The sequence below is a fragment of the Variovorax sp. YR634 genome, from assembly GCF_900106655.1.
Classification (GTDB): domain Bacteria; phylum Pseudomonadota; class Gammaproteobacteria; order Burkholderiales; family Burkholderiaceae_C; genus Variovorax.
Genome location: NZ_FNOL01000020.1, coordinates 105,827 through 119,820, shown reverse-complemented (window position 1 = coordinate 119,820; position 13,994 = coordinate 105,827). Strand labels below are relative to the sequence as shown.

The window sequence follows — 13,994 nt, the reverse complement described above, 5'->3', positions numbered from 1 at the left end:
GAGGCCTTTTTCACCATGGCTGATTTTTCTCTCTGGGACATCCTGCGCAACCTGCTGATGGCGTTGCGCTGGACCGTCGTGCTGTCGCTCATCGCCTTCATCGGCGGTGGCCTCGTGGGCGCGCTGCTGCTGTTTTTGCGGATGCGCGGCGGCAAGGCGATCGGCAGGGCCGTGAGCCTGTACGTGCAGCTCTTCCAGGGCACGCCGCTGCTGATGCAGCTGTTCCTGGCCTATTTCGGCATTGCGTTGTTCGGCATCGACGTGTCTGCGTGGACGGCCGCGAGCGTGGCGCTCACGCTCTACACCAGTGCGTTTCTCACCGAGATCTGGCGCGGCTGCGTGGCCTCGATCCCGAAGGGCCAGTGGGAAGCCTCGGGCAGCCTGGCCTTGAGCTTCGGCGAGCAGATGCGCCACGTGATCCTGCCGCAGGCCGTGAAGATCGCCATTGCGCCAACGGTCGGCTTTCTGGTGCAAGTCATCAAGGGCACGGCGCTCGCGTCGGTGATCGGCTTTGTCGAACTCACCAAGGCCGGCAGCATGATTTCGAACGCCACCTTCAAGCCCTTCGTGGTGTTCAGCTGCGTGGCCCTGCTTTATTTCGTGCTGTGCTTCCCCGTGAGCCTGTACGCCAAGAATCTCGAGAGGAAAACCCATGGCCGCCGTGCTTGAACCGCAACAACCCGCCACCTCGGTGGGCGCTCCCATCGTGCGCATCACTGCGCTGCGCAAGTCGTACGGCACCAACGAAGTCCTGAAGGGCATCGACCTCGACGTGAAGCGCGGCGAGGTGATCGCCATCATCGGCAAGAGCGGCTCGGGCAAGAGCACGCTGCTGCGCTGCATCAACGGGCTCGAAGTGTTCCAGGAAGGCTCGCTCACGGTCGACGGCAAGCCCCTGCTGCACGAAAGCGCCATGGCCATGCGCGAACTGCGCCAGCGCGTGGGCATGATCTTCCAGAGCTTCAACCTGTTCCCGCACCTCACGGTCGGCAAGAACGTGATGCTCGCGCCCACGTTGGTGAAGAAACGCGGCAGCCTCGAAGCCGCCTCGCAGGCGCGCAAGCTGCTCACGCGCGTGGGCCTGGCCGAAAAATTCGACGCCATGCCCGACCAGCTCTCTGGCGGCCAGCAGCAGCGCGTGGCCATTGCCCGCGCGCTGGCGATGGAACCAGCCGTGCTGCTGTGCGACGAAATCACATCGGCGCTCGACCCCGAACTGGTGGGCGAGGTGCTGCGCGTGGTGGAGTCGCTGGCCGACGAAGGCATGACGCTGCTGATGGTCACGCACGAGATGAGCTTTGCGCGCAAGGTCAGCGACCGCGTGATCTTCATGCACCAGGGCCGCGTGCACGAGATGGGGCCGCCGGCGGATCTGTTCGGGAATCCGCAGACGGCGGAGCTCAAGCAGTTCCTGTCGTCGCTGCATGACTGAGTGATTGAGGCCGAGAGGGGTCTTGCGGTCGGTCGGCTATCCTCCGCCACCGCGATGTACATAGAACAAGCAACACCCTCCGAAGCGGCCACAGTTGCCGCCGTTCTGAACGAAGCCGCCCAATGGCTCGCCGCCGATGGCCGGCCGCTGTGGTCGGCCGCCGACGTCGGCCTCGAGCGCGTGCAGCGCGACACCGATGCCGGGCGCTACTTCATCGCACGCGAGAACGGCGACGTGGCCGGCGTGATGCGGCTCGACATGGAAGACCCCTTCTTCTGGCCCGAGATCGAACCGGGCAGCTCGGCGTTCGTGCACAAGCTGGCTGTTCGCCGGGCGTGGGCCGGGCGCGGCGTGTCGACCGCCCTCCTGGCCTTTGCACGAGAGCGCGCCTTCGAGCTCGGGCGCAGGCATCTGCGGCTCGATTGCGTGGCAGACAGGGCGGCCCTGCGAAGCCTCTACGAACGCTTCGGTTTCCTGCTGCACAGCGAGATTCAAAAGGGCACCTCGTCCTTTGCCCGCTACGAACTCCCCTTGGGCAACTAGCCAGCCTCGCTCCGCACCATGCAATTCAAATGGATGGAGGACTTCATCGCGCTGGCGCAGACGCGAAGCTTTACGCGCGCGGCCGAGCTTCGCCACGTAACGCACCCGGCCTTCGGGCGGCGCATCCGCGCACTCGAGTCGTGGGCCGGCGCGACGCTGATCGAGCGCGGCAGCTCGCCGGTCGTGCTGACGGCGGCAGGCGAGAGCTTCCTGGACAACGCAAGCCAGGTGGTGCGCAGCGTCGAGGGCTCGCGTGAAGAGGTGCACAACGTGGCCGGCCGGCAGGCCCGCACTGTGACGCTGGTCACGGGCCGCACGCTCGCGCGCACGGTGATGGCCGACTGGCTGGTGCGGCTGCAACCCGTGCTGCGCGACGGCGAGGTGCGCGTGCTGACGGGCGCGCTGGCGGAAACGGTGCGGATGCTGGAACACAACGAGGTGGATTTCTCGCTGATCTTTCACCACGCCGCGCTCACTTTCCGGCTCGATGGGCGGCAGTTTTCCCATGTGACGGTGGCGTCCGACAAGCTTGTGCCCGTGTCGCGCACCGATGCGCAAGGCCTTGCCAGGCACAGCTTCGACGGCACCGGCCAGGTGCCATTTCTGTCCTATGCCCGCACGCTCGCCATGGGCCGCATGGTGGAAGACCTGCTTGCCAACAATCCGCAGGCGCCGCGCCTCCAGCGTCGCATCGAATGCGATTCGGCCGACGCACTCTACGAGTACGTGCTGAGAGGGCTGGGCGTGGCATGGCTGCCCTGGTCGATGGTGCAGGGCGATTGCAAGGCCGGCCGGCTGGTGCCCGTGGGCGGCCGGCGCATGGAGGTGCGCTTCGAGGTTCGGCTCTATCGGCCGAAGCGCCGGCTGGGTCCGCTGGCCGAGGATGTGTGGCGGGCAATGACGCCGCGCTAGCCCAATCGGCACGGCTTCGTGCCAGTACGGCACCACGCAGGAATGATCGGCCCCGCAGAATCCTCAGGATTACTACAACTCCGAGGCAACGATGCGTCTTCCCCGTGCTTTCTCCTCCTGTCTCGCCGTGGCCCTGTGCGGCCTTGCCTGGGCCGCCTCCGGCCCGGCCAATGCCCAGGCCTACCCGAACAAGCCCATCACGCTGGTGGTGGCCTACCCGCCGGGCGGCTCGACCGATCTCACAGGGCGTGCGCTCGGCGTCGAGTTGTCCCATCGCCTCGGCGTACCGGTGATCATCGACAACGTGGGCGGTGCCGGTGGCGCCATCGGCGCGCAGAAAGTCGCCAATGCCGCGCCCGATGGCTACACGCTGCTCGCCGGTGCCAGCAACGAAGTGGCAATCAACAGGCTGGTCAACAGCAACGTGAAGTACGAGCCCAAGGACTTCACCCCCATCGGCCTGATTGCCTCGCAGCCGCTGGTTCTGGTGGCCGCCCCTGGCGCCGGCGTGAAGAACACCGGCGAATTCCTCGCGCTGCTGAAGAAGAACCCCGGCAAGTACAGCTACGGCAGCTCCGGCGTCGGAACCTCGCTGCACCTGGCCGGAGAAATGCTCAAGCAGCAGGGCGGCGTGTTCATGACGCACGTGCCCTACCGCGGCGTGGCGCCGCTCACCAATGACCTGCTGGGCGGCAACATCGACTTCGGCGTGTTCGTCCTCTCCAGCGCCCTGCCCTACATCCGCAGCGGCAAGATGGTGGCGCTGGGCACCACCGAGGCCAGGCGCTCGGCCATCACGCCCGACCTGCCGGCGCTCAGCGAGAGCCCGAGCCTCAAGGGCCTGGACATCGGCGTCTGGTTCGCGCTGCTGGGGCCGGCGAAGCTGCCGGAGCCGGTGCTGGCCCGGCTGAAGACGGCACTGAACGAGACGCTGCAGTCGCCCGACTTCCGCAAGAAGATGGAAGCCACCAGCTCGGTCGTGCCGACGTCGAACGTGGACATCGACAAATTCCTGGTCACCGAGACCGCCAAGTACAAGACCATCGTCAAATTCGCCAACATCAAGGAATGAGCTTGTCCACGCTGTTTCAACTCCCCGCCCCCGATCTTTCTGCCTGGCGCGCCGGCAACACCGGCGTCGAAGGCGTCTGGCACTTCGAAGCCGAAGCGCCCGGCCGGCACGTGATGATCAGCGCGCTCGTGCACGGCAACGAAGTTTGCGGCGCCTGGGCGCTCAAGGGCCTGCTGGAGGCCGGCGTGCGCCCGCAGCGCGGCACGCTCACGCTGGCGTTCTGCAACCTGGAAGCCTTCGACACCTTCGACGTGGCCGACCACGATGCCTCGCGCTTTGTCGACGAAGACCTCAATCGCCAGTGGCTGCCCGATCGCATCGAGGCCGGTGGCACGCGGGAGAGGCGTCGTGCCGCGGCGCTGCTGCCCTATGTGACTCAGGCCGACTGGCTGCTCGACCTGCACTCGATGCACGAGCCCTCGGCGCCGCTGACGCTCACCGGCATCCAGCCGCGCAATCTGCGGCTGGCGCAGGCAATGCGCAGCCCGGAGCACGTGGTCATCGACGCAGGCCACAAGGACGGCGTGCGCATGCGCGACTTCGGCCGGTTCGGCGCGCCCGATGCCGACGCGCAAAGCGACGCCCTCGCACTGCTGGTCGAATGCGGTTTCCATGGCGACCCGGCCAGCCGCACCGTGGCGCAAGACCAGTGCGCGCGCTTCCTGCGGGCGGCCGGCACGCTGGACGATGCCGCCATCGCGCAGCAACTGCCCGGCTGGCTGCAGCCCGACGCACCCCGGCAGTGGGCGCTGGACGTGACCGGCCCCGTGGTGGCGCGCGGCGAGGACTTCCGCTTCGCGCAGCCCTTCACCGGCCTGGAAGTGATCGAACGCGCGGGCACCGTGATCGGCTGGAACGAGGGCGAACCCGTGGTCACGCCCTACGACGACTGCGTGCTCGTCATGCCCTCGACGCGCCAGGCCAAGCCCGGTGTGACGGTGGTGCGTTACGCCCGTCGCCGGCTGCTCTGAGGCACCGCCCGAGGGGCGGCTGGCGGGAACCTTTGCGGCTGTGGCAAGCTCGGGCCGGTATGAACCTCCGCACCTCGTCCCTCACCTCCCGTCGCCGGGTGCTGCGCGCGCTGCTGGGCGCCGCGGCCCTGCAGGCGCCCTTCGCGGCGCTGGCCGGCTTCAATTTCTTCACCAGCGAATACACCGCTACCCGCGACGAGCTGCAGACGCAGATCGCCAAGCGCTTTCCGGTGGCCGAGCGCTACGCCGAGATCTTCATGGTCGGGCTGCGCGATCCGCAGCTGGGCCTGGACGCACGCGGCAACCGCGCGGCCATCACGGCCACGCTGACCATCGCCAGCCCGCTGCTGGCGGCCTCGCCGGTGCAGGGCCTGGTGTCGGTCAGCAGTGCGCTGAGGTACGACCCGGCCACGCGCGCGCTGCGGCTCGACCAGCCCAAGGCCGAGCGCCTCGAGCTGCAGGGCGTCGAAGGCCGCGACGCCGAGCGGCTGCAGAAGATCGGCGCGGTGGTCGCGCAGGAACTGCTGCAGGGCCAGGTGCTGCGCAGCTTCACGGCCGACGAACTCACGGTCGGGCGCAAGACCTACGAGATCGGCGACATCACGGTGCAAGACAACGGGATCAAAGTGCAGCTCAAATGAAATACGCCCTTCTCTCTGCTGCCCTTTCCGCCCTGCTCATGGCAGGCTGCGCCGCCGTCCTGCCCACGGCCAAGCAGCACTTCGACCTCGAAGCCCACCGCGGCGGACGCGGGCTGGCACCCGAGAACACGCTGGCCGCGTTCTCCAATGCCGTCGACCTTGGCGTGACCACGCTCGAACTCGACATCGGGCTCACGGCCGACGGCGTGGTCGTGATCTCGCACGACACCTCGCTCAACCCCGACCACACGCGCGATGCGAGCGGCGCATGGCTGGCGCCGAACACCGGCGCGGCCATCCGCTCGCTCACGCTGGCCCAGCTGCAGACCTACGACGTGGGCCGCCTCAACCCGACGAGCAACTACGGCAAGCAGTTCGCGCTGCAGCAGCCGCGCGACGGCGAGCGCATTCCCACTCTGGCCGCGCTGTTCGCGCAGGTGCAGGCACGCGGCGCCGACGCGGCCACGGTGCGTTTCAACATCGAGACCAAGATCGACCCGACCAAGCCTGAGGAAACCGCCGCGCCCGAGCCGATGGTGCGCGCGCTGCTCGCCGAGATCGACAAGGCGAAGATGGCCGACCGTGTGACGATCCAGAGCTTCGACTGGCGCACGCTGGCGCTGGTCGGCAAGCTCGCGCCGCAATTGCCGCGCGCCTACCTCACAACGCCCCGCACGCTGAAGGACAGCCGCTGGACCGCCGGAATCGATGCAGCCGGCTTCGCCTCGGTGCCGCAAATGGTCAGGGCCGCTTCGGCCAACGCACCGGGCCCGGTGATCTGGTCGCCGGCCTTTGCCGACCTCACGCCTACCGTCATCAAGGAAGGGCAGAAGCTGGGCCTGAAGGTGCTGCCCTGGACCGTGAACCAGCGCGCCGACATGCAGCGGCTGATGGACTGGGGGGCGGACGGGATCATCACGGACTACCCGGACATCCTGCGCGACCTGATGCGCGAGCGCGGGCTGTCGCTGCCTCCGCCCGGAAAGAACAAGCAATGAGCGCCGTACAGCAACTCGATGCCATCGCCGCGCGCATCGCGGCCCTGCGCACCGACGGCGGCGGCTCCGTCACCACGCTGTCGAACGAAGCCCGCGCCAGCACCGAGCTGCTCGGCGCCCTGCCACCGCGCTACGGCGAGGTACTGCTGAGCCTGCTCGATCGGCTGGAGTCGAGCGCGCTCTTCAGCGAGGAAAGCTGCTCCTTCAGCCAGAAAGACCTGCTCGACAACCTGCAGGTGTGGGTGGACAAGGCCCGAGGCCAGCTGGTGTCTTGAACTGATGTCTTAGGACGCAGGTTTATCATCCCGCCCATGCGCACCCTGCTGCTCGCCCTCATGATCGCCCTGCTGCCCATCCGCGGCTGGCTCGGCGATGCCATGGCGGTCGAGATGGTGCGGCATTCGCTGCCGGCGGCTGAGGCAGCCGTGTCCATGGCGACTGCGGCTACCGAAGCCCATTGCCACGAGGCGATGGATGCCGGCAGCAGCATGGACATGCAGATGGGCATGGCGGACCACGCCGGTTCGCATGACAACAGCAGCAACGACGGCACCGGCCATCAAGGCTGCGGCACCTGCACCGCCTGCCAGGTCTGCCATACGTTGGCCCTTGGCGGCATGCCCCTCGTCGACATCGTGCACAGCGCGCCCCAGGCGCCGCCCGCGGCACACGCGGCCCGCTTCGCCAGCGCAGAGCCCGCACAGGGCCTGAAGCCGCCCATTTCCTGATCTCCCTGCCCGTAGTCCGTCCGTAGTGAGCCCTTTCCGGCTCGCAGCGTCCGTCGTATTGCTCATGGAGATCGAGCGTGAACCCCATTGTTCGCCGGCAGCTTGCCGGCCCCCCTTGCTATCGAAGAAGTAGCGCGCTGCTCAAACGCGCCACTGCACTCGCGAGCGTCCTGATACTGGCAGGCTGCGCCAGCCTCTCGCCCGACGGCGGCACCGCCGACGTGCAGGCGCTGGTCAACGGCAACCCGCTGATGGCGGGCAGCGCAGCCCAGCGCATGCCCGACGAAGCCTCGCAAAGGAGCGTCGATGCCCTGCTCGCCAGGCCGCTGGACGTCGAAGCCGCGCTACGCATCGCGCTCATCAACGGCCCGCGCGTGCAAGACGCCTTCGCCACCCTGCAACTTAGCGATGCCGACCGTGTGCAGGCCGCGAGCCTGCCGAATCCGGTGCTTTCCTTCAGCCGGCTGGCGCAGGGCAGCGAGCGCGAGTTCGAGCGAATGCTCAGCTTCAACGTGGTGGGCCTGGTCACGCTGCCATGGCAGGCCCGATGGGCTGGCCAGCGGCACGAGGCGGCCAAGCTGCAGGCTGCGCAGAGCGTGCTGATGCTCGCCGCTGACACTCGCCGCGCCTGGGTACGCGCAGTGGCCGCGCAGCAAAGCGTGGTCTACCTGCGCGATGCGAAGGAGGCGGCCGAAGCCGGCGCCGAGCTCGCGCATCGCATGGCCCAGGTCGGCAACTGGAGCGCGCTGCAGCGCACGCGCGAACAACTGCTGCTGGCCGATGCCTCCGCGCAGCTCGCGCGGGCCGAACAGGCGGCTGTCGCCAGCCGCGAGCAGCTCACGCGCCTGATGGGCCTGAGCGGCGCTCGCGCCGGCTACACCCTGCCCGACCGCCTGCCACCGCTGCCGCAAGCCGCGCCCGAACTGGGCGACGTGCAGGCGCTGGCGCTGCGCGACCGCCTCGACGTGCGTTCGGCGCAAGCGCAGAACACGGCCGTAGCCGGCTCCCTCGGCCTGACGCATGCCACCAGCGTGATCAACGCGATGGAACTGGGCGTGGTGCGCAACACCACCTTCGACAACGACGCCGATCGCACGAAAAAGACCAAGCGCGGCTTCGAACTCGACCTGCCCATTCCGATCTTCGACTGGGGACAGGCCCGCAATGGCCGCGCCGAGGCGCAATACCTGCAGTCGGCCGCCCGCGTGCGCGACGTGGGCGTGCTGGCCGCGAGCGAGGCGCGCGAAGCATGGCAGGGCTGGAATACCGCCTACGCCATCGCCCGCCGCTACCGCGACGAGGTGCTGCCGCTGCGCAAGAAGGTCAACGAGGAGATGGTCCTTCGCTACAACGGCATGCTCGCGAGCGTGTGGGAGCTGCTTGGCGAAACGCGCGCCAGCATGCTCGCCGTGAACGCCGGCATCGAGGCGCAGCGCGATTTCTGGCTGGCGGACACCGATCTGCAGCTGGTGCTCACGGGCAGCTCGCCCGGTGGAATGACGGCTGCGCAGACCGCGTCGGCCGGTGATGCCCCCGCAACGGGAGGCCATTGAAATGAATCGTCGCAACTTCTTCGCAGGCGCAGCCACCGCTGTTGCCGCAACCACCGTCAGCCGTGTGTCCATGGCAGCGCTGCCCGAACCTGTGTCGCAAGGCTCCACCGCCACTGCGCCGCCGCTCGTTCCGCCGAACGGCCGCCCCTACAACCCCGTCGTCACGCTCAACGGCTGGACGCTGCCCTGGCGCATGAACGCCGGCGTCAAGGAATTCCACCTCGTCGCAGAACCCGTGGTGCGCGAGATGGCGCCTGGCTTCAAGGTCAACATGTGGGGCTACAACGGCCAGTCGCCCGGCCCGACCATCGAGGTGGTCGAGGGCGACCGCCTGCGCATCTTCGTGACCAACCGGCTGCCCGAGCACACCACCGTGCACTGGCACGGCCAGCGCCTGCCCAACGGCATGGACGGCGTGGGCGGCATCACGCAGCCGCACATTCCGCCGGGCAAGACCTTCGTCTACGAGTTCACCGCGCGCCGGCCCGGCACCTTCATGTACCACCCGCACGCCGACGAGATGGTGCAGATGGCGATGGGGATGATGGGCTTCTGGGTCACGCACCCGAAGGAGAGTCATCCGCTGATCGAGCCCGTGCAGCGCGACTTCTGCTTCCTGCTCGGCAGCTTCGACGTGGAGCCCGGCAGCGCCACGCCCAAGGTCAACACCATGACCGACTTCAACATCTGGAGCTTCAACAGCCGCGTGTTCCCGGCCATCGACACGCTGAACGTGCGCAAGGGCGACCGCGTGCGCATCCGCGTGGGCAACCTCACGATGACCAACCACCCCATTCACATCCACGGCCACGAGTTCGAGGTGACCGGCACCGACGGCGGCCCTGTGCCGCGCACCGCGCGCTGGCCCGAGGTGTCGGTGGACATCGCGGTGGGCCAGATGCGGCAGATGGAATTCATAGCCGACGAGGAAGGCGACTGGTCGCTGCACTGCCACAAGGCGCACCACACCATGGGGCCGATGGGCCACGACGTGCCGACCATGATCGGCGTGGACCACAAGGGCGTGGCCGAGAAGATCCGCAAGCTCGTGCCCGACTACATGGTGATGGGAGACAAGGGCATGGCGGACATGGGCGAAATGGAAATGCCCATCCCCGACAACACCGTGCCGATGATGACCGGCACCGGCCCCTTCGGATCAGCCGAGATGGGCGGCATGTTCACGCTGCTGAAGGTGCGGCGCGACCAGAAGCCCGGCGACTACCGCGACCCGGGGTGGTTCAAGCACCCGGCCGGCACGGTCGCACGCGAAGTGCCGAACGCGAACGTGCCGCCGGCCACGCGCAAGGAAACACCCGCGCCGTCGATGAAGAACAGCAGCCCCGACGCAACCGTGCGCAAGCCCTCCGGATCTGGCGCACACAACCACTGATTCCTTTACCCCTTCCTCTCTGGAGCTCAAATCATGAACAAGACACTCATCAAGTCCATCGCCGCGGGCCTCGTGCTCGCGGCTGCCACTACTGCTTCGTTGGCCCACGAGGCCCACAACGGCCCCAAGCCCAAAGGCGCTGCCACGCTCGCGCCCGAGCAGAAGGCCTGGGGCATCGCAGGCAAGGCCAATGCGGTGAAGCGAACCATCGACATCGCGATGGCCGACGACATGACCTTCACGCCCTCGGTCATCGAAGTGCGCGAAGGCGACACCATCCGCCTGCGCCTGAAGAACCGCGGCAAGGAACTGCACGAACTCGTGCTCGGCACCACCGCCGAGATCGAGGCTCACGCGGCCATGATGAAGAAGTTCCCGGACATGGAACACGACGATCCGTGGATGGTGCACGTGCCCGCCGGCAAGACCGGCGACATGGTCTGGACCTTCAACCGCGCCGGCGATTTCGACTTCGCCTGCCTCGTGAAGGACCACTACGAACTCGGCATGGCAGGCCGCATCCGCGTGCTGGCTGCCGCTGGCAAATCCTGAAGGAGAAACCATGCAACGAAGAAACCTGCTGCTGGCACTGGCTTCCACTGCCGTGCCTTTCACTGCGATGGCCGCGGCACCGATGGTCGAGATCTGGAAAGACCCGAACTGCGGCTGCTGCCAGGACTGGGTCAAGCACCTCAACAAGAGCGGCTTCGCCACGCGCGTGCACGACGAAGGCAACGCAGCCGCGCGCACCCGCCTGGGCGTGCCTGCCAAGCTGGGCTCGTGCCACACGGGCCTCGTCGGCGGCTACGCCATCGAAGGCCACGTGCCCGCACGCGAAGTGCAGCGACTGCTCAAGGAAAAGCCCAAGGCCGTCGGCCTCGCCGTGCCCGGAATGCCGGTCGGCTCGCCGGGCATGGATGGCCCCGCCTACGGCGACCAGCGCGATCCCTACGACGTGCTGCTGGTGCTGGCCGATGGCAGCACGCGCATCTATCAAAGCTATCGCTGAATCAACCGACAACCGAGGAAAGCAAACTCATCATGAAGAAACTGTTCACCGCACTCTGTGCCGCCCTGCTCGCCGCAGCCGCCTTCGCGCAGGCTGCATTGCCGTCCGTCGAAGGCGAGGTCCGCAAGATCGACACCGACGCGAAGAAGATCACGCTGAAGCACGGCGACATTCCCAACCTCGATATGACGGGCATGACGATGGTCTTCCGCGTGAGCGATCCCGCGCTGCTCACGAAGGTGAAGCCCGGCGACAAGGTGCAGTTCACGGCCGACAAGGTCGATGGCGCGCTCACTGTGCTGTCGATAGCGCCTGCGAACTGAGGTTCGCCTGCGTGCTTCTTGCGCAGCTGGAACGCGGCGAACTCTAGGACTTGAAGCGCCCCGGGTCGAAAGGCGCCAACGGTATCTCCGCAGCAACGCCCGCGAGCAACTGCGCCGCCAGCCGCCCCGTGCGCGCCGAGCCGCACAGGCCGACATGGCCATGCCCGAAGGCCAGCACGATGTCGGCGCTGCCGCCTGACGGGCCGATGCAGGGCAGCCCGTCGGGCAGGCTCGGGCGGTGTCCGAGCCAGTGCTTCACTGAAGGCGCGCCGGGCGCGGGTCGTGCAAGCGACGGAAACATCGATTGCAGATGCTCGTGCAGGATTTCGGCGCGGCGCCAGTCGGGCGCCGCTTCGAGGCCCGCGATCTCGACCTGCCCTGCCGCGCGCAGGCCGCCGTCCATCCAGTGCGCGATGAGCTTGCCGTCGGCCACCATGGTCGGCGTGCGCGGGCCGGCCGTGGCGTCTTCGACGACCACGTGGTAGCCGCGCTCCGACTCCAGCGGCACCGCGGAGCCGGCGGCTGCGGCCAGCGGGCCTGAGCAGGCACCGGCGCAGATGGCGGCGCCGTCGCAGGCGATTTCGCCAGCCTCTGTGCGCACGGCGCGCAGACGGCCGCCCTCGATGCGAAAGCCCGTCGCGCGGGCGGCGACACGTTCGGCGCCCACATCGAGTGCATGCTGCGCCAGGGCCGCCACGTAGGCGCCCGGATTGCGGCAGTGGCCGGCTTCGGGCACGAAGATGCCGAGCGTGTAGCGCGCCGCCAGATCGGGCTCGCGGCGGCGCAGTTCGTCTTCCGGCCATTCCTCCCACTGGACGCCGACGCGCTGGCGCACGCGCCAGCCCAGCGCATCGCCGTCGAACTCGGTGCGCGAACGGTAGGCGTGCAGCAGCCCGCGCCGCTCGATGAGCTGCGGCACGCCGGCCTCGGCGGCCAATTGCGCATGCAGCGCGGGCGCGTCGGCCAGCAGCGTGCGCAGGGCATCGGCTGTGCGCTGCACGCGCGCCTCGGTCCAGCCCGAGGCCAGGTAACGCAGCAGCCACGGCAGGGCCCTCGGTAGGTAGCGCCAGCGCAGGGCGAGCGGCCCGAGCGGGTCGGCCAGCCAGCCCGGCACCTTGCGCCAGGCACCCGGCAGCGCGGGCGGCACCACGGAGTGCGACGACAGCCAGCCGGCATTGCCGTAGCTCGTGGCCTGCGGACCACCCGGTTCGCCGGGCTCCACCACCGTCACGCGCAGGCCCGCGCGCAGGGCTTCGATGGCGGTGGCGCTGCCCACCGCGCCCGCGCCGATCACCACGACATGACGGCGGCCGCCGTCTGGGGAGAAACTTCTTGCAACTGTCATGGTGGGGATCGTAGAGGGTGCGGTCTCATAATCGGCCGCCATGTCTGCCCCGTCTTCCACCCCCACTCATTCCGCCGGTTCCATCACCGACGTCGCCGGCATCGAGGTCGGTCACTTCTCCGACACCCGCCGCCCCACCGGCTGCACCGTTGTCATGGCGCGCGACGGCGCCGTGGCCGGCGTGGACGTTCGCGGCGCTGCCCCCGGCACGCGCGAGACCGACCTGCTCGCGCCCGGCAACCTCGTGCAACAGGTACACGCCGTGATGCTCGCGGGCGGCAGCGCCTGGGGCCTGGCAGCCGCCGACGGCGCGATGCGCTGGATGGAAGAACGCAACATCGGCATGGACGTGCGCTTCGGCACCCTGCCCATCGTGCCGGCCGCCGTGCTGTTCGACCTGCCCATGGGCGACGCGCGCATCCGCCCCGACGCCGCGGCCGGCTATGCCGCCTGCGAGGCCGCGAGCACCGCTGCCCCCGCCGAAGGCAACGTGGGCGCCGGCACCGGAGCGCTGGTGGGCAAGCTCTTCGGCGTGCAGCGCGCGATGAAGGGCGGCATCGGCACCGCATCGGTCACGGTCGGCGGCGTCACGGTGGGTGCGCTGATCGCGGTGAACTCGCTGGGCGACGTGATCGATCACAACACCGGCCAGCCCGTGGCCGGCGCGCGCACCGAAGACGGCAAGGCGCTGCTCGACACCCGCCGCGCCCTGCTGCGCGGCGACAGCCCCAAGCCCCTGCTGGCGGGCACCAACACCACCATTGGCGTGATCGCCACCGACGCGGTGCTGACCAAGGTACAGGCCAACCGGCTCGCCATGGTCGCGCACGACGGGCTGGCGCGTTCCATCAACCCGGTGCACACCATGAGCGACGGCGACACGCTGTTCGCGCTGGCCACCGGCCGCGTGCCGCTGGAAGGCAACGCACCCGGCATGACGGTGCTCAGCACCATGGCCGCCGAGGCGGTGGCCATCGCCACGTTGCGCGCGGTGCATGCGGCGCGCACGGTGACGGTGGGCGAGCTGCACATTCCCTGCGCGGCGGATCTCGCTGCAGCGCGCGGCTGAACACG

17 protein-coding genes are annotated in these 13,994 nt (G+C 68.5%); 16 read left to right on the top strand and 1 reads right to left on the bottom strand.

What is annotated here, in order from left to right; all coding sequences use genetic code 11:
* Positions 1-15: 15 nt before the first annotated feature.
* The 15 genes from BLV60_RS26650 to BLV60_RS26580 all read left to right on the top strand — a co-directional run bounded on the left by BLV60_RS26650 (position 16) and on the right by BLV60_RS26580 (position 11,575).
* Complete coding sequence (locus tag BLV60_RS26650; protein ID WP_093058299.1) at positions 16-669, top strand: amino acid ABC transporter permease; 654 nt, start codon at positions 16-18, stop codon at positions 667-669.
* On the top strand, positions 653-1,432 hold the full coding sequence (locus BLV60_RS26645; protein WP_093058298.1) for an amino acid ABC transporter ATP-binding protein: 780 nt from the start codon (positions 653-655) through the stop codon (positions 1,430-1,432). The genes BLV60_RS26650 and BLV60_RS26645 overlap by 17 nt, the downstream gene beginning before the upstream one ends.
* A 54-nt stretch (positions 1,433-1,486) precedes the next feature.
* The gene (locus BLV60_RS26640) at positions 1,487-1,975 is read left to right on the top strand and encodes a GNAT family N-acetyltransferase (protein ID WP_093058297.1); all 489 of its coding nucleotides are present in this window, start codon (positions 1,487-1,489) and stop codon (positions 1,973-1,975) included.
* 18 nt (positions 1,976-1,993) lie between these two features.
* A complete protein-coding gene (locus tag BLV60_RS26635) occupies positions 1,994-2,887 on the top strand; it encodes a LysR family transcriptional regulator (protein WP_093058296.1) in 894 nt (297 codons plus the stop codon).
* Positions 2,888-2,978: 91 nt separating this feature from the next.
* On the top strand, positions 2,979-3,959 hold the full coding sequence (locus tag BLV60_RS26630) for a Bug family tripartite tricarboxylate transporter substrate binding protein (protein ID WP_093058295.1): 981 nt from the start codon (positions 2,979-2,981) through the stop codon (positions 3,957-3,959).
* Positions 3,960-3,961: 2 nt separating this feature from the next.
* Positions 3,962-4,930 carry a M14 family metallopeptidase gene (locus tag BLV60_RS26625; RefSeq protein WP_371127407.1) on the top strand — a complete coding sequence of 323 codons (969 nt, stop codon included), beginning with the start codon at positions 3,962-3,964 and terminating at the stop codon, positions 4,928-4,930.
* 59 nt (positions 4,931-4,989) lie between these two features.
* Positions 4,990-5,571: a DUF1439 domain-containing protein gene (locus BLV60_RS26620; protein WP_093058293.1), complete on the top strand. Its 582-nt coding sequence runs from the start codon at positions 4,990-4,992 to the stop codon at positions 5,569-5,571.
* The gene (locus tag BLV60_RS26615; protein WP_093058292.1) at positions 5,568-6,569 is read left to right on the top strand and encodes a glycerophosphodiester phosphodiesterase; all 1,002 of its coding nucleotides are present in this window, start codon (positions 5,568-5,570) and stop codon (positions 6,567-6,569) included. Before BLV60_RS26620 ends, BLV60_RS26615 begins: the two co-directional genes overlap by 4 nt.
* On the top strand, positions 6,566-6,844 hold the full coding sequence (locus BLV60_RS26610) for a hypothetical protein (protein ID WP_093058291.1): 279 nt from the start codon (positions 6,566-6,568) through the stop codon (positions 6,842-6,844). Before BLV60_RS26615 ends, BLV60_RS26610 begins: the two co-directional genes overlap by 4 nt.
* Positions 6,845-6,880: 36 nt before the next feature.
* Positions 6,881-7,297: a hypothetical protein gene (locus BLV60_RS26605; RefSeq protein ID WP_093058290.1), complete on the top strand. Its 417-nt coding sequence runs from the start codon at positions 6,881-6,883 to the stop codon at positions 7,295-7,297.
* Positions 7,298-7,374: 77 nt separating this feature from the next.
* Positions 7,375-8,850 carry a TolC family protein gene (locus tag BLV60_RS26600; protein ID WP_093058289.1) on the top strand — a complete coding sequence of 492 codons (1,476 nt, stop codon included), beginning with the start codon at positions 7,375-7,377 and terminating at the stop codon, positions 8,848-8,850.
* Position 8,851: 1 nt separating this feature from the next.
* A complete protein-coding gene (locus BLV60_RS26595; RefSeq protein ID WP_093058288.1) occupies positions 8,852-10,243 on the top strand; it encodes a multicopper oxidase family protein in 1,392 nt (463 codons plus the stop codon).
* A 33-nt stretch (positions 10,244-10,276) separates the two neighbouring features.
* Positions 10,277-10,795: a cupredoxin domain-containing protein gene (locus BLV60_RS26590; protein ID WP_007829565.1), complete on the top strand. Its 519-nt coding sequence runs from the start codon at positions 10,277-10,279 to the stop codon at positions 10,793-10,795.
* 10 nt (positions 10,796-10,805) lie between these two features.
* A complete protein-coding gene (locus tag BLV60_RS26585) occupies positions 10,806-11,252 on the top strand; it encodes a DUF411 domain-containing protein (RefSeq protein ID WP_093058287.1) in 447 nt (148 codons plus the stop codon).
* 32 nt (positions 11,253-11,284) lie between these two features.
* A complete protein-coding gene (locus BLV60_RS26580) occupies positions 11,285-11,575 on the top strand; it encodes a copper-binding protein (protein WP_093058286.1) in 291 nt (96 codons plus the stop codon).
* Positions 11,576-11,618: 43 nt separating this feature from the next.
* Here the strand turns inward: BLV60_RS26580 and BLV60_RS26575 are convergent, their stop codons facing one another.
* On the bottom strand, positions 11,619-12,920 hold the full coding sequence (locus BLV60_RS26575; RefSeq protein WP_093058285.1) for an NAD(P)/FAD-dependent oxidoreductase: 1,302 nt from the start codon (positions 12,918-12,920) through the stop codon (positions 11,619-11,621).
* Between the two features lie 40 nt (positions 12,921-12,960).
* On the opposite strand from BLV60_RS26575, the gene BLV60_RS26570 reads away from it, so the two are divergent.
* Positions 12,961-13,989 carry a P1 family peptidase gene (locus BLV60_RS26570; RefSeq protein WP_093058284.1) on the top strand — a complete coding sequence of 343 codons (1,029 nt, stop codon included), beginning with the start codon at positions 12,961-12,963 and terminating at the stop codon, positions 13,987-13,989.
* The last annotated feature ends 5 nt before the right edge of the window (positions 13,990-13,994 follow it).

What these genes read in the sequence shown, in the direction of transcription:
- BLV60_RS26650 (WP_093058299.1), top strand. Translation starts at nt 16, where the DNA reads ATGGCTGATTTTTCTCTCTGGGACATCCTGCGCAACCTGCTGATGGCG.
- BLV60_RS26645 (WP_093058298.1), top strand. Translation starts at nt 653, where the DNA reads ATGGCCGCCGTGCTTGAACCGCAACAACCCGCCACCTCGGTGGGCGCT.
- BLV60_RS26640 (WP_093058297.1), top strand. Translation starts at nt 1,487, where the DNA reads ATGTACATAGAACAAGCAACACCCTCCGAAGCGGCCACAGTTGCCGCC.
- BLV60_RS26635 (WP_093058296.1), top strand. Translation starts at nt 1,994, where the DNA reads ATGCAATTCAAATGGATGGAGGACTTCATCGCGCTGGCGCAGACGCGA.
- BLV60_RS26630 (WP_093058295.1), top strand. Translation starts at nt 2,979, where the DNA reads ATGCGTCTTCCCCGTGCTTTCTCCTCCTGTCTCGCCGTGGCCCTGTGC.
- BLV60_RS26620 (WP_093058293.1), top strand. Translation starts at nt 4,990, where the DNA reads ATGAACCTCCGCACCTCGTCCCTCACCTCCCGTCGCCGGGTGCTGCGC.
- BLV60_RS26615 (WP_093058292.1), top strand. Translation starts at nt 5,568, where the DNA reads ATGAAATACGCCCTTCTCTCTGCTGCCCTTTCCGCCCTGCTCATGGCA.
- BLV60_RS26610 (WP_093058291.1), top strand. Translation starts at nt 6,566, where the DNA reads ATGAGCGCCGTACAGCAACTCGATGCCATCGCCGCGCGCATCGCGGCC.
- BLV60_RS26605 (WP_093058290.1), top strand. Translation starts at nt 6,881, where the DNA reads ATGCGCACCCTGCTGCTCGCCCTCATGATCGCCCTGCTGCCCATCCGC.
- BLV60_RS26595 (WP_093058288.1), top strand. Translation starts at nt 8,852, where the DNA reads ATGAATCGTCGCAACTTCTTCGCAGGCGCAGCCACCGCTGTTGCCGCA.
- BLV60_RS26590 (WP_007829565.1), top strand. Translation starts at nt 10,277, where the DNA reads ATGAACAAGACACTCATCAAGTCCATCGCCGCGGGCCTCGTGCTCGCG.
- BLV60_RS26585 (WP_093058287.1), top strand. Translation starts at nt 10,806, where the DNA reads ATGCAACGAAGAAACCTGCTGCTGGCACTGGCTTCCACTGCCGTGCCT.
- BLV60_RS26580 (WP_093058286.1), top strand. Translation starts at nt 11,285, where the DNA reads ATGAAGAAACTGTTCACCGCACTCTGTGCCGCCCTGCTCGCCGCAGCC.
- BLV60_RS26575 (WP_093058285.1), bottom strand. Translation starts at nt 12,920, where the DNA reads ATGACAGTTGCAAGAAGTTTCTCCCCAGACGGCGGCCGCCGTCATGTC.
- BLV60_RS26570 (WP_093058284.1), top strand. Translation starts at nt 12,961, where the DNA reads ATGTCTGCCCCGTCTTCCACCCCCACTCATTCCGCCGGTTCCATCACC.